13 protein-coding genes are annotated in these 12,354 nt (G+C 75.5%); 10 read left to right on the plus strand and 3 right to left on the minus strand.

Going from position 1 to position 12,354, the window contains the following annotated elements:
- Positions 1 to 122 precede the first annotated feature (122 nt).
- The 3 genes from ACFC1F_RS32485 to ACFC1F_RS32495 all read left to right on the plus strand — a co-directional run bounded on the left by ACFC1F_RS32485 (position 123) and on the right by ACFC1F_RS32495 (position 1,637).
- Positions 123 to 671, plus strand: coding sequence for a ribonuclease domain-containing protein (locus ACFC1F_RS32485; protein ID WP_376163742.1), 549 nt, complete (start codon positions 123 to 125; stop codon positions 669 to 671).
- 169 nt (positions 672 to 840) lie between these two features.
- A complete protein-coding gene (locus ACFC1F_RS32490; protein WP_376163743.1) occupies positions 841 to 1,320 on the plus strand; it encodes a hypothetical protein in 480 nt (159 codons plus the stop codon).
- Positions 1,320 to 1,637, plus strand: coding sequence for a transcriptional regulator (locus tag ACFC1F_RS32495; RefSeq protein WP_209413365.1), 318 nt, complete (start codon positions 1,320 to 1,322; stop codon positions 1,635 to 1,637). Before ACFC1F_RS32490 ends, ACFC1F_RS32495 begins: the two co-directional genes overlap by 1 nt.
- Before the next feature lie 106 nt (positions 1,638 to 1,743).
- Here ACFC1F_RS32495 and ACFC1F_RS32500 read toward each other — a convergent pair whose 3' ends face one another.
- Entirely contained in the window at positions 1,744 to 2,739 is a 996-nt protein-coding gene (locus ACFC1F_RS32500; protein WP_376163745.1) for a hypothetical protein, read from the minus strand.
- A gap of 110 nt (positions 2,740 to 2,849) precedes the next feature.
- Between ACFC1F_RS32500 and ACFC1F_RS32505 the strand changes: the two genes are divergently transcribed.
- A complete protein-coding gene (locus ACFC1F_RS32505; RefSeq protein WP_376163747.1) occupies positions 2,850 to 4,118 on the plus strand; it encodes an ADP-ribosylglycohydrolase family protein in 1,269 nt (422 codons plus the stop codon).
- 12 nt (positions 4,119 to 4,130) lie between these two features.
- Here the strand turns inward: ACFC1F_RS32505 and ACFC1F_RS32510 are convergent, their stop codons facing one another.
- On the minus strand, positions 4,131 to 4,856 hold the full coding sequence (locus ACFC1F_RS32510) for a GNAT family N-acetyltransferase (protein ID WP_376163749.1): 726 nt from the start codon (positions 4,854 to 4,856) through the stop codon (positions 4,131 to 4,133).
- A 689-nt stretch (positions 4,857 to 5,545) separates the two neighbouring features.
- Here ACFC1F_RS32510 and ACFC1F_RS32515 point away from each other — a divergent pair.
- Together ACFC1F_RS32515 and ACFC1F_RS32520 are read left to right on the plus strand one after the other, a co-directional pair.
- Positions 5,546 to 6,490, plus strand: coding sequence for a PAC2 family protein (locus ACFC1F_RS32515; RefSeq protein WP_148645246.1), 945 nt, complete (start codon positions 5,546 to 5,548; stop codon positions 6,488 to 6,490).
- Positions 6,491 to 6,723: 233 nt separating this feature from the next.
- Positions 6,724 to 7,698: an SGNH/GDSL hydrolase family protein gene (locus ACFC1F_RS32520; protein ID WP_376163751.1), complete on the plus strand. Its 975-nt coding sequence runs from the start codon at positions 6,724 to 6,726 to the stop codon at positions 7,696 to 7,698.
- A 112-nt stretch (positions 7,699 to 7,810) separates the two neighbouring features.
- Here the strand turns inward: ACFC1F_RS32520 and ACFC1F_RS32525 are convergent, their stop codons facing one another.
- Positions 7,811 to 8,401 (minus strand): TetR/AcrR family transcriptional regulator, encoded by a 591-nt coding sequence (locus ACFC1F_RS32525; RefSeq protein WP_376163753.1) that lies wholly within the window; start codon positions 8,399 to 8,401, stop codon positions 7,811 to 7,813.
- Between the two features lie 97 nt (positions 8,402 to 8,498).
- Between ACFC1F_RS32525 and ACFC1F_RS32530 the strand changes: the two genes are divergently transcribed.
- The 4 genes from ACFC1F_RS32530 (at position 8,499) to ACFC1F_RS32545 (ending at position 12,328) form a co-directional block, all read left to right on the plus strand.
- Positions 8,499 to 9,815, plus strand: a complete 1,317-nt coding sequence (locus ACFC1F_RS32530) for an MFS transporter (RefSeq protein ID WP_376163755.1) — start codon at positions 8,499 to 8,501, stop codon at positions 9,813 to 9,815.
- Between the two features lie 20 nt (positions 9,816 to 9,835).
- A complete protein-coding gene (locus ACFC1F_RS32535; RefSeq protein ID WP_376163757.1) occupies positions 9,836 to 10,285 on the plus strand; it encodes a nuclear transport factor 2 family protein in 450 nt (149 codons plus the stop codon).
- Between the two features lie 198 nt (positions 10,286 to 10,483).
- Entirely contained in the window at positions 10,484 to 10,849 is a 366-nt protein-coding gene (locus ACFC1F_RS32540; RefSeq protein ID WP_376163759.1) for a hypothetical protein, read from the plus strand.
- A 168-nt stretch (positions 10,850 to 11,017) separates the two neighbouring features.
- On the plus strand, positions 11,018 to 12,328 hold the full coding sequence (locus ACFC1F_RS32545) for a deoxyguanosinetriphosphate triphosphohydrolase (RefSeq protein ID WP_209413375.1): 1,311 nt from the start codon (positions 11,018 to 11,020) through the stop codon (positions 12,326 to 12,328).
- Positions 12,329 to 12,354: the final 26 nt, after the last annotated feature.

The following is a 12,354-nucleotide window of genomic DNA, read 5'->3' on the forward strand; positions in this document are numbered from 1 at the left end:
GGGGCGGCACGGGACAACGGCGTCCGTTCCCGCCCCGGCCGCTTTCCTCGTGCGCGGGGTGTGGCCGTGGCCACGTGTGTGGCTGTCCGGCGGTGGCCGGGCCGGCTGCCAGGCTGGAGCGCATGACCAGCAAGAACCGCCTGTTCGTCCTCGTGGCCGTCCTGATCTGCGTGATCGCGGCCGCGGCCGGGTACGTCCTCTCGGACGACGGGACGCGCCGCCCGGAGGCCGCCGTGGGCACGGCCTCCGCCACGGGTCCGGCGGCGTCCAAGTCCTCCGCGCCCAAGCCGTCCGCGCCCAAGCCGTCCGCGCCCAAGCCGTCCGCGCCGGCCTCGTCCGCGCCCGGGCCGTCGTCACCGGCCGCCACCTGGGTGCCCGCCGACCCCGCGCTCGCCGACGTCTGCCGCACCAAGCTGCCCGGCCAGGCCCTCGACACCCTCGGCCTGATCGCCAAGGGCGGCCCGTACCCGTACCGCTCCGACGGCATCGTCTTCGAGAACCGCGAGAACCGCCTCCCGCGGAAGACCTCCGGCTACTACCACGAGTTCACCGTCGTCACCCCCGGCTCGGGCGACCGCGGCACCCGACGCGTCGTCACGGGTGGTGTCGGCGAGCAGTACTGGACGGCCGACCACTACGGCAGCTTCCAGGAGATCGACCCGCGCTGCTGAGGATCCTGCGGCCATGAGAGCCCTGCCGCACTGAGAGCCCTGCCGCACTGAGAGTTCTGCGGTCCCGAGAGTCCTGCGGCACTGAGAGTACTTTCCAACTTGGAATATGGGTGCCATAGTGGGACCGCCGGGGGCGCGGTGCCCTCGCGCGGATTCCAGGGGGGATTCCATGAGCAGCTCCGAACCCGTCCGGCCCGTCGACCTTCCCGCCGCCGAGGCGCTGCGCCTCGCCCTGCGGGCCCAGGCGGCCGCCCGGGCCCCGCGCTCCCTGCCGGTGTGGTTCGGCCCGGCCTTCGCGGTCTCCTTCGCGCTCTACGGGACGGGAGTCGGCCAGGCCGCCCACGCGCACCTGGCCTGGCTGAGCATCCTGCTGGCCGTGGCCTTCGCCGCGCTGACCGCCTGCCTGGCCGTGGTCACCGCCCGCAGCGGCGGCATCGTGCACCGGCTGGAGCCCGCCTTCGGGCATCTGGTCCGCCGGGCGTTCCTTCAGTTGGTCGGGGCGGCACTGGTGGCGGCGGGGCTCGCCTTCGCGTGCGGTGGCGACGCCCGCTGGGTGGGCGCCGCGGTGGGGATCGCGGCGGGCGCGGCGTTCTGGGCGGGCGCCGTGTGGCTGAACGCCCGCATCCGGCGAGAGCTCGGGGCACGCTGATGCCCGCCGCGCTCGACCCGCTGCTCCAGCACCCGACCAGGCTCACCGCCCTCGCCTTCCTGAGCGCCTGTGCGGAGGCCGAGTTCGGCGCCGTCCGGGACCACTGCGCGGTCTCCGACTCGGTGCTCAGCAAGGCCGCGGCCGCACTGGAGGAGGCCGGATACGTGGCAGTGAAGAAGGGCTACGTCGGCAAGCGCCCGCGGACGTGGCTCGCCGCCACCAAGGCCGGCCGTGCGGCTCTGAGCGGCCATCTCGCCGAACTCCAGCGCCTGGTGGCCGCCGCCGACGCGGCCGGGGCCGAACACGGCGGCCGGTAGGGGGAGTCCGCCGGTCCCGCCCCTCGCCGTCTGCCGGTGGCGTCGGCGTTCGGAGCCGGCGCCCGCCGGGACGGAGGGGCTGCCCGTCCGCGCAGTGCCCGCCGTCTCACCGGGCCCGTCGCCAGCTGATCCGCGCGTGCGGGCCGTGCGGGCCGGTGGCGAGGAGGGCGGCCAACTCCTGGAGCACGGAGGCCGGATCGCGCCGCAGCCGGACGGGGGTGGTGCGGACGACCGGCAGGCCCGCGGCGGTCAGCCGGTTGGCGCGGGCCAGGCTGCGTTCGTGGTCGGCCGGGCTCAGGTGCCAGGCCCGGGAGTCGATCTCCAGCGCCACGCAGGCGTGCGGCCAGTAGGCGTCCGGGACGGCGAGGAAGCGGCCGTCCAGGAAGAGCACCGGATTCCAGAGCGGGTCCGGCAGGCCCGCCCCGTGCACCAGCTCCCGGGCCTCGCCCTCCACCACCGACCGCACCCCGGCCGCGAGGTCCTCCACCACCTGTGCGACGTGCGGGAGTTCGAGCGCACCGGGGCGGGCGAGAAGCTGGTCCAGCAGCTCCCCGAAGGCGCAGTGGCGCCGCTGCACCGCCTCCGCGCAGAGCGCCCGGAACCGGCGCCGCCCGGTCTCGCACGGCGCCAGGTCGGCCAGCGCCCGGGGGACGGTGGTGCTCCAGAGCCCGTCGTCCCGCTCGAATCCGCCCGGCATCGCCCCGGCCGCCCGGTGCACCCGGACGAACCCCCGGTCGGCGACCCGGCGTTGGCCGGGGATCAGCACGTCGACCTCCGCGAGGTCCGCGGGGTGCCCGGCGGACGGCAGTCCCGCGTCGGCGAGCACGGCGACCCCGGTCAGCAGCACCTCGCCGCCCTGCACCGCCCTGCCCTTCGGCCCCGCGTACGCCAGTGCCGCGCGCAGCCGTTGATGCGACGTCAGCCTCCCGCTCTGCAGGCAGACCACCCGGGGCAGCACCTGCTGCCACGGGCCGCCGGGGCGCAGCCGGTGGGCGATGGTGCCGGACGGCACGCCGAGGCGGCGCAACTGCGCCCGGGTGACGATGTGCTGCTGGTCGGCGCCGAGCAGCAGCAGCGGGTCGAGGAGGTCGGCGCGGGTCATGTCCGGGTGCTTCCCGCCCGGGTCGGAGGTATGCGAAACGTCCCTCTCCGGGGTCGCGGGCCGGGAATGGGGTTGACGCCGTACCGGTCGGGGGGCTGGGCTTGGGCGCGATGAGTACCCTTCACACCGGTCCCGCGCTCGACGCGCTCAACGGCCTCTCCGTCGGCGACGCCCTCGGCGCCCAGTTCTTCGTACCTGACACCGCCGCGGCCCACTTCGCCGCCCGCACCGCACCGCCCGGCCCCTGGCCGTGGACCGACGACACCGAGATGGCCTGCTCGGTGTACGCGGCCCGGACCGAACGCGGAGCCGTCGACACCTTCGACCTCACCCACTCCTTCGCCCGTCGGCACGACTTCGACCGCGGCTACGGCCCGGCCGCCAACCGCCTGCTGCGGCTGGTCCGCGAGGGCGGCGACGCCAAGGCCCTGGCCGCCGAACTCTTCGACGGCCAGGGCTCGTACGGCAACGGCGCGGCGATGCGGGTGGCGCCGCTGGGGGCGCTGTACGCCGCGAATCCGCCGGAGGTGATCCGGCCGGCGGTCGAGACGGCGCTGATCACCCACACCCACCCGCAGGCGGTGGACGGCGCGATCGCCGTCGCGGTGGCCGCGGCCTTCGCGGTCCAGGCGCGGACGACGAGGATGACACCCGCGAGCTTCCTGCGGAAGGTCAGCTACCACACGCCGATGGGAGCCGTTCAGGAAGGTCTGGACGAGGCCGTCGGGCTGCTCGCCGAGCCGGACCTCAGGGTCGCGGCCAGGGCGCTCGGCAACGGCAGCCGGACCAGCGCGGCCGACACCGTCCCCTATGCGCTCTGGTGCGCGGCCCGGCGGCTCACCGACTACCCGGCGGCCGTCTGGGAGGCCGTCGGAGCGGGCGGCGACATGGACACCGTCGCCGCCATCACCGGCGGCGTGGTCGCCGCGTACACCGGCACCACGGGCATCCCGGCGGCCTGGATGGCCGCCCGCGAGCCGCTTCCGGCCTGGGCGTTCCCGGAGCCCGGCAGCGTCACGGACGGGCCGGGGAGGGGAGGGATGCGGGTGCCGCGCCCCCACCCCGTCCCGGACGTGCAGTGGACGGACGAGGAGTGGCAGCGCATCCGGACCGGGCCGGATCCGGTCACGCTGGACTTCCGCTGGACCGTCCACACCCACGAGGGGACCGTCCGGATCTGCCGCCCGAACCGCTACGCGGTCTGGGAGGTGACGGTCGCCCGCGTCCGCCGGGGCTGGCGCCCGGTGGCCGCGGTGGTCGAGGCGAGCCCCGACCGCTGGCCGGCGCTGCCGGTGGACCCGCACGGCCTCGACGTCCTCAGCCGGGTGCTGAGGACCGCCGCGACCGGGAGACCCTGTCTGGTGGACCCGCCGGCCTGAGGCCGCCCCCCGTCAGGCCGTGATCAGGTGCGCGGCGCCGCCGTGTCTAAGGCACTCCTGGTTGATCGCCCGCTCCGGGGCGCTCGGCGAGGTGGCGGCGGCGATCCGCAGCTCGATGATGTCCCGCACGGCGGGCCACTCGGAGTCGAGGATCGAGTAGAACGCGGTGGAGCGCACCACCCCGTCCAGTCCGCGCGAGTGCGCCCGGCGGACGCCCTCGCAGGTGGCGCCGAGGCGCTCGATCGCGGCCCGGGAGCGCAGGTTGCGGGCGTCGGCGCGCAGCGAGATCCGCTGCACGCCCCACTCCTCGAAGGCGTACCGCAGCATCAGCAGCTTCGCCTCGGTGTTGATGCCGGTGCCCTGGGCGCGCGGCGAGAGCCAGGTGTTGCCGATCTCGGCGGCGTCCGGGACGGCCGTGGCGGGGTCGCCGAACGGCACACCGGGCACCGGCGGCCAGACGACCGGGCCCTGCCAGTAGTCGAGTTCGAGGAAGCGCGTGGAGCCGACCACCCGGCCGTCGGCGAGGTTCACCGTCGCGAACGGCATCGACCGGCCCGCGGCCTGGTCGGCGAGGGCGCGTGCGATGTAGTCGCGGGCCGCTTCCAGGCCGTGCGGGACGGCCGTGAAGGCATAGGTCGTACGGTCCTCGGCGCCGGCCTCGGCGATGGCCTCGGCGTGGTGCGCGGCAAGGGGCTCCAGCCGCACGGTGCGGCCGGTGAGGATGACAGGTACGGGCACGGAACCTTCGGTCCTTCATCGGTCGGAGGGCGCGTCCCGTGCCGGGATAGGGCGCGGGCTGCGGTGGACTTCGCCCCGGCTCCGGAGGCCGCCCGTCCAAGGCCGCGCACGCCGGAGGCCGGTCGAGCGGGGTGGGGGCGGCGGCCCGGAGGCGGGCAGCGCGGTGCCGGAACGGACACGGGTCTACGGACCGGTCCGGCGGGATGAGCGAGGGGACAGTGTGCGTCCGCGAGATGGCCGAAGAGGAAACGAGAGCGCGAAGGGAAGCAGGCGGCCAGGTGAAGGCAAGATGCGTCGTGGGTGACTGGCCGAGCACCGGGCCGGGTCGTGATCGACGGCGTTACGGACGACGTGACGACGACGCGACGATGCGAGGCAGCGAGAGGACGATACCCGCCAGAAGGCGGTGCGTCACTTCGCGGCACACGAATGGCCGCGCAGGTTTGCCCCGGAGGCCATTCCGGAGGCCTCCGGGCGCCCGTGACCAGCGGTTTTCCATCAGGGTGCGATCATGGTCGGGACGGCACTCCGGTGGGCCGCGGAGGGCACTCCGGCGGGTCGCCGGACGTTCACCGGTGCAGCGGCGGTCCGACGCCCGGCCAGCGCGGGAATTCCGGCGGGTCCGGGCATGCTGCAGACGAGGAGAAGCCGGTACGAGTCGACGAGTAGAGAACGGGGTTGGGTGCGCGGTGCGTGATCCCCAGGCGCTGTACGAGCTGGATCAGCAGGGCGTGGCCGCGGTGGCCGCGGCGAACGCCGCGTTGGCCGACACCGGCGCCGGCCTGGTCCTGCTCCACCACTTCGAGGGCTTCATGGACGCCGGCGAGGCCGGCGGCCAGGTGATGGCCCACCTGCTGGAGCAGGGGTCGCCGCAGGTGGTGGCCCGCTTCGACCACGACCGCCTGGTGGACTACCGGGCCCGCCGCCCCGCGATGGTCTTCGACCGCGAGCACTGGTCCTCCTACGACCCGCCGGAGATCCTGCTCCAGCTCGTCCACGACGCCGCCGGCGCGCCGTTCCTGCTGCTCACCGGCCCCGAGCCGGACGTCGAGTGGGAGCGCTTCTCGGCCGCCGTGCGCGGGCTGGTCGAGCAGTTCGAGGTCCGCCTGACGCTGGACTTCCACGGCATCCCGATGGGCGTGCCGCACACCCGCCCGGTCGGTCTGACCCCGCACGGCAACCGGCTGGACCTCGCGGCCGGGTACCCGCAGTGGTTCGAGCAGGCCCAGGTGCCCGGCAGCGCGCAGGCACTGCTGGAGTACCGGCTCGCCGAGGCCGGGCACGACGTGCTGGGCTTCGCCGTGCACGTGCCGCACTACGTGGCGCGCTCGGAGTACCCGGCGGCGGCGGTGCTGATCCTGGAGGCGGTGCAGTCGGCCACCGGCCTGGTGCTGCCGGGCACCCGGCTGCGCGAGCGGGTCGGCGAGGTCTACGCCGACATCGAGGAGCAGCTGGCCCAGGGGGACGGCGAGTTGCGCTCGGCGATCCGCGGCATGGAGGGCCAGTACGACGCGGTGGCGGGCGCCGAGGGCCGGGACAGTCTGCTGGCCGAGCCGGTCGACCTGCCGTCGGCGGACGAGCTGGGCCGGCGCTTCGAGCAGTTCCTCGCCGAGCACGAGCGCGGCCCCGAGTAGGCCGTACCGCAGGATCCGGGAATCCCCGGACGGGCGGGAGTCATCGGACGCCGCCCGTTCGTTGGCGACGAGGTGCCCGGGGGACGGGCCGCCACAGGGAGAGACGTCGCCGTTCCGACCCCCGGGGGGATTCCATGCCGGTGCCCACAGGCCCGACCACGCCAGGCCAGACCGCAACAGGCCCGACCGCGCGTTCGGCTGCGCGCCCGCTCCGTGTTGCGCGCCCGCTGCCGGTGCGGGCCGCTGCTGTGGCGGCCGGGCTGGCCGTGTCGCTGCTGGCGGGGTGCAGCGGCGGGGGCGGCGACGGAACCGGAGCCCCCGCGCCGGACGGCCCGCATCCCGTCCGGGCCACCGCGACGCCGACGCCGACACCCACGCCGGTCGGTCCGTACGTCGCCCTCGGCGACTCGTACACCTCGGGCCTGAAGATTGCCCCGCAGGTGGGGGAGCCCAGGGGCTGTGCCCGGTCGGCGGTCAACTACCCGTCCCTGGTGGCGAAGTCGCTGGGGCTGGCGGACGGCCAGTTCCGTGACGTCAGTTGCAGCGGCGCCCGCACCGGCGACCTGACGGGCTCCCAGCAGACCGACGGCGGGGCCAACCCGCCCCAGCTGGACGCGCTCACCCCGGCCACCCGGCTGGTCACGGTCGGGATCGGCGGAAACGACGCCGGGTTCATGGAGGTTGTCGGCGAGTGCGCCAGGGAGAACCTGGTCGACGTGGTGAAGGGCCTGGTCGGATCGGGCCGGGCCGCGTCGCCGTGCCGCGAGCACTACGCCTCCGCCGGCGGCGCCGTCGACCAGGTGCAGAGCAAGGTCGACGCGGCCGGTGAGCGGCTGGGCCGGGTGCTCCAGGAGGTCAGGCGCCGCTCCCCGCAGGCCCGGGTGTACGTGGTCGGCTACCCCTCGCTGCTGCCGGCCGACCCGGCCGCCTGCGCGCCGGTGCTCGGTGGCACCGTCGCCGCGGCCGACCTCGGCTTCCTGGCGGAGAAGGAGCAGCAGTTGAACGCGATGCTCAAGGGCCGCGCGGAGTCGGGCGGCGCGGTCTTCGTGGACGCCGCCGCCCCCTCGGCCGGTCACGACATGTGCGCGGGGGAGGCCGACCGCTGGGTCGAGCCGCCCTTCCCGGCGTCCGGCCTGGCGGCGATCCACCCCAACGCCAAGGGGCAGCAGGGCGTGGCCGCCGCCGTGCTCAAGGCGGTCCGGGGCTGACCGCCGCCTGCTCGACACCGCCCGGGACTGACCACCGCCGTGCGCAAGGCCGTGCGCAAGGCCGTGCGCAACACCGCCCGGGGCTGACCGTCGCCGGCCGGATTTCGGCCCGTCAGCTCCGGGAGCGCCCGGGGCCCTTGCCGCCCCGGGCCACCAGGGTGACGCTGCGCGCCAGTTCGGCGGCGTAGTCCCAGGTCAGCGACGGAACGTCGAACAGCAGCCGGTACCACATCGGGCCGAAGACGAGGTCGATCAGGTGGTCGTCGTTCGGGTGGACGACATCGCCGCGCTCCCGGCCGCGGGCCAGCAACTCGCGCACCGCCTCCCGTCGCACCTTGATCAGCCGTTCCCAGAGCAGGGCGCCGAACTCGGGGTCCTGCAACGCCTCCGCGGCCAGGGCCCGGTTCAGGGTGCCGCTGACCGTCCGCTGCGCCTCGAACGTCGCCGTGAGCAGGACGGTCAGGTCGCCGAGCAGTGAGCCGGTGTCCGGTGTCGGCAGCCTGGTCGCGGCGATGCCGCCGAGGGTGTCCAGCACCACCTCGCCCTTGCTGCGGTAGCGGCGGTACACGGTCTGCTTGGAGACGCCGCTGACGGCGGCGATGCCCTCCATGCTCAGGCCCCGGTAGCCGTCGCGTTCGACGATCTCGGTGACGGCCGCGCGGATGGCGGCGTCGACGGCGGGGTCGCGTGGTCGTCCGGTCATGGGGCCCACTCTAGAGCCCACTCCAGGGGTTGACATACGGTGCGTCTCGTATTGGAATAGCAATACGCAACGGACCGTATTGGAAAGGGGGGCTCCGATGCGTCCCCACCCCGAACCCGAACAGCAGGCCGAAGAGCAAGCCGAACAGCCCGAACAGCCCGGGCAGCCCGGGCGACCGGAACGGCCCGGGCAGTCCGCGCAGCCTCGCAACCCCGGCCGGCCCGACCGCGCCGCACCCGCCCTGCTGGCCCTCTCGCTCGGCTACTTCACCCTCGGCACCAGTTCGCTGGCCGTCGTCGGCCTGGGCTCGCCGATCGGCCGTGACCTGCACACCGGGCCCGGCAGCGTCGGCGTCCTGGTCAGCGTGTTCGCACTGAGCTTCGCGCTGGCCGCGCCCTTCGCCCCCGCCCTGCTCGGCCGGCTGGACCGCCGGGCCGCACTCCTCGTCGGCCTGGCGCTGCTGACCGCCGGCGGTGTGCTCGGCGCGCTCGCCCCCTCCTACGGGGTGCTGGCGGTGTCGCGCGTGGTGGCCGGGCTCGGTGGCGCCGTGTTCGGCCCGGCCTCCTCGGCGGTCGGCTCGCTGATCGTTCCCGAGGAGCGCCGCTCCCGTGCGCTGGCCACCGTGTTCGCCGGAATGACGGTCGCGGCGGTCGCCGGTGTGCCGCTCAGCTCCTACCTGGGCGAGGCCGTCGGCTGGCGCTGGGCGCTGGCCGCGGTGGCGGGGGCGAGCCTGCTGGCGCTGGCCCTGGTCACCGCCCTCGTCCCGGCCGTCCCGGCGGGGGAGCCGCCGACCGCCGCCGCCTACCGGGCCGTGCTGGCCGCCCCGGGCGCCTCGGCGACCGTGCTCACCACGCTGTTCTGCATGGCCGCCCAGTTCACCGTGTACGGGGTCGCCGGCGCCTACCTCGCCGCCCGCTTCGGGCTCGGACCGGGTGCGGTGACGGGGGTGCTCTTCGCCTTCGGGGCGGTCGGCGTCCTGGGCAACGCCTGCGGGGTCCGGCTCTCGGCGCGGCTCGGGGGCGTGGCCACGGTCACGGTCACCCTGGCCGGCCTGGCCGCGGCCTTCGCCGGCCTGCTCGCCTCCCCGCGCGGACCGGCCGGAGCGCTGCTGCTCTTCGCCGTCTGGGCCTTCTTCGGCCAGCTCTACCAGGCTCCGCAGCAGGCCCGGCTGATCGCGCTCCGCCCCGACCAGCGCGGCGTGCTGCTCGCGCTCAACGCCTCGATGCTCTACGTCGGCATCAGCCTCGGCAGCCTGCTCGCGGGCTCGCTGCTGCCCGTCCTCGGCGCCCGGGCGCTGCCCGCGGTCGGCCTCGCCGCACTCGCCTTCGCCGGCCTGTCCCACTTCGCCTCCGTCCGCGGCCCGGTCCGCCGCCGGCCCGGCGCCGCCGTCACCGTCCAGTCCCGTACCGCCTGATCCCGAACAGGAGCCGTCCCATGAACGCCACCACCGCCGCCGCCACCACCGACCCCGCCGCGACCACCAAGGACCTCGCCACCACCACCGCCACCGACCTCGCCGCCGCCCGTGAGCTGGTCCGGGACTACCTGGAGACCGTCTGGAACCAGGGGCGGACCGACCTGGCCGGCCGCTACCTCGCCGAGGACCTCGCCCAGCACAACCCCAACCTCCCCGACGGCCGCGCGGCGCTCACCGCCTTCGTCGACGGCCTCCGCGCCCAACTGCCGGAGCTCCGCTTCGACCTGCGCCGCCTCGCCGCCGACGGCGAGCTGGTCTTCGCGCACTCCCTGTTCACCGCCGCCCCGGGCGACGACGGCCGGGCCGTCATCGACGTCTTCCGCCTCGAAGGCGGCCTGATCGCCGAGCACTGGGACCTCAACGAGGCGGTCCCCGCCACCACCGCCAGCGGCCGTCCGGTCGTCTGAACCCACCCCCGCCCGCGTGCGACGCACCGGCTCCCCCGACCGTCCGGGGGAGCCGGCGCACGTGCGCCACCGGCCGACGGCTCACAGTGCGGACCCGAGGCCCCGCCGGGGCCGCCGCGACCTGGCGCGGCTGCCGCCCGCCGTCCGCCCCGTGATCAACCCCTTCCGCCCGCCGCGGCCCCGTGCCACCATGCCGCCGTGAACTCCGCCACCGCGCCCAGGGATCCGGTCCGGCTCGCCGACGCCCTCCGCTTCCTCACCGAGCTGGTCGCCTGGGTCGCCACCCCCTGGGCGCTGGCCCCGCACTCGGTCGTGCTGGCGGTCCTCTCGGTGGTCGTCCTGATCGGCCTCCCCACCGTCCTGGCCACCCCGGGGGACAAGAAGCAGGTCATCGTCGCGGTCCCCGGCGTGGTCACCATCGGGCTGGTGGTCCTCCAGCTCGCAGCCGCGGTCGTCTCCTCCTGGCTGGCCTGGCCGGCACCGGTCGCCGTCGTGGTCACCGTCCTGGCCGCCGCCTGCGCGGTCACCGAAGTCCCCCGCTGGCGCGGGCTGCTCGCCGCCTGACGGCGGCTCCGCGCCCCGATCGCGCCCCGACCGTGCTCCGCCCACACCCCGCCTGTCCCGCCCGCCCCGCCCACCCCGGCGCGCAGGCAAGGGTTCACGCGCCGGCCCGCGCCCCTTCGCGCGCGGCACACCCCGGGTGTCGGAGCCGCGGCGTACCGTGATTGCCATATGGACGACACCGCGCACCGCCTCACCGCAGCCCCGAGCCCGTACGACCACGCCGCAGAGGCCCGCTGGGTGCCCGAACCGGACAAGCGCCCCGGCCGGACGGCGTTCCAGCGCGACCGCGCCCGCGTGCTCCACTCCGCCGCCCTGCGCCGGCTGGCCGGCACCACCCAGGTGGTCGCCCCGATGCGCAGCGACTTCCCCCGCACCCGGCTCACCCACTCCCTCGAATGCGCCCAGGTGGGCCGGGAGTTGGGCGCCGCCCTGGGCTGTGACCCGGACCTCGTCGAGACCGCCTGCCTGGCCCACGACATCGGCCACCCGCCGTTCGGCCACACCGGCGAGGAGGCGCTCGACCAGGCCGCCGAGGCCTGCGGAGGCTTCGAGGGCAACGCGCAGTCGCTGCGCATCCTCACCCGGCTGGAGCCCAAGCGCTTCGCCCCGCAGGACGAACAGCCGGCCCGGCTCGCCCCCTGGCCCGGCCGCAGCGTCGGCCTCAACCTGAGCCGCGCCGCCCTGGACGCCGCCACCAAGTACCCCTGGACGCACGGCGCCCACCCCACCGACCCGGCCTCGCCCAAGTACGGCGTCTACGCCGACGACCTGCCGGTCTTCCGCTGGCTCCGGGCCGGTTCCCCGGCCGGGCGCAAGTGCTTCGAGGCCACCGTCATGGACTGGTCCGACGACGTGGCCTACTCCACCCACGACGTCGAGGACGGCCTCCAGGCCGGCCACATCGACCCGGCCGTGCTGCGGGCACCGAGCGAGCGCGCCGAGCTGTTCAAGGTGGCCGGGCGCTACGCCCAGGACGCCGAGCCCGAGGAGCTGGCGGCGGCGTTGGACCGGCTGCTCGCCCAGGAGTGGTGGCCCGGCTCCTACGACGGCTCGGCCCGGGCCAGGGCCGGGCTGAAGGACTTCACCAGCCAGCTGATCGGCCGCTTCTGCCTGGCCGCCGAGCAGGCCACCCGCGCTCGCTACGGCCCCGGCCGGCTCACCCGGTACGCGGCCGAGCTGGTGGTGCCGCGGGACGTCCGGCTGGAGTGCGCGGTGCTGAAGGCGGTCGCCGTCCGGTTCGTGATGCAGCGCGACGAGCAGGCCCAGCTGCGGGCCCGCCAGCGGATCGTGATCGCCGAGCTGGCCTACGTGCTGAACCAGCGGGCCCCCGAGGGCCTCGACCCGGTCTTCGCCACCCTCTACGAGGAGGCGGACGACGACCGCGCCGCCCTCCGCGCGGTGATCGACCAGATCGCGACCCTCACCGACGCCTCGGCCACCGCCCTGCACGCCAAGCTGGTCGGGGCGGCCTGGAAGTAGCCCCGGCCCCGGTCCGTCCCGCGCCG

The sequence above is a fragment of the Kitasatospora sp. NPDC056181 genome (assembly GCF_042266225.1).
Classification (GTDB): domain Bacteria; phylum Actinomycetota; class Actinomycetes; order Streptomycetales; family Streptomycetaceae; genus Kitasatospora.

What these genes read in the sequence shown, in the direction of transcription:
- ACFC1F_RS32525 (WP_376163753.1), bottom strand. Translation starts at nt 8,401, where the DNA reads ATGACCGGACGACCACGCGACCCCGCCGTCGACGCCGCCATCCGCGCG.
- ACFC1F_RS32490 (WP_376163743.1), top strand. Translation starts at nt 841, where the DNA reads ATGAGCAGCTCCGAACCCGTCCGGCCCGTCGACCTTCCCGCCGCCGAG.
- ACFC1F_RS32545 (WP_209413375.1), top strand. Translation starts at nt 11,018, where the DNA reads ATGGACGACACCGCGCACCGCCTCACCGCAGCCCCGAGCCCGTACGAC.
- ACFC1F_RS32485 (WP_376163742.1), top strand. Translation starts at nt 123, where the DNA reads ATGACCAGCAAGAACCGCCTGTTCGTCCTCGTGGCCGTCCTGATCTGC.
- ACFC1F_RS32500 (WP_376163745.1), bottom strand. Translation starts at nt 2,739, where the DNA reads ATGACCCGCGCCGACCTCCTCGACCCGCTGCTGCTGCTCGGCGCCGAC.
- ACFC1F_RS32535 (WP_376163757.1), top strand. Translation starts at nt 9,836, where the DNA reads ATGAACGCCACCACCGCCGCCGCCACCACCGACCCCGCCGCGACCACC.
- ACFC1F_RS32495 (WP_209413365.1), top strand. Translation starts at nt 1,320, where the DNA reads ATGCCCGCCGCGCTCGACCCGCTGCTCCAGCACCCGACCAGGCTCACC.
- ACFC1F_RS32505 (WP_376163747.1), top strand. Translation starts at nt 2,850, where the DNA reads ATGAGTACCCTTCACACCGGTCCCGCGCTCGACGCGCTCAACGGCCTC.
- ACFC1F_RS32530 (WP_376163755.1), top strand. Translation starts at nt 8,499, where the DNA reads ATGCGTCCCCACCCCGAACCCGAACAGCAGGCCGAAGAGCAAGCCGAA.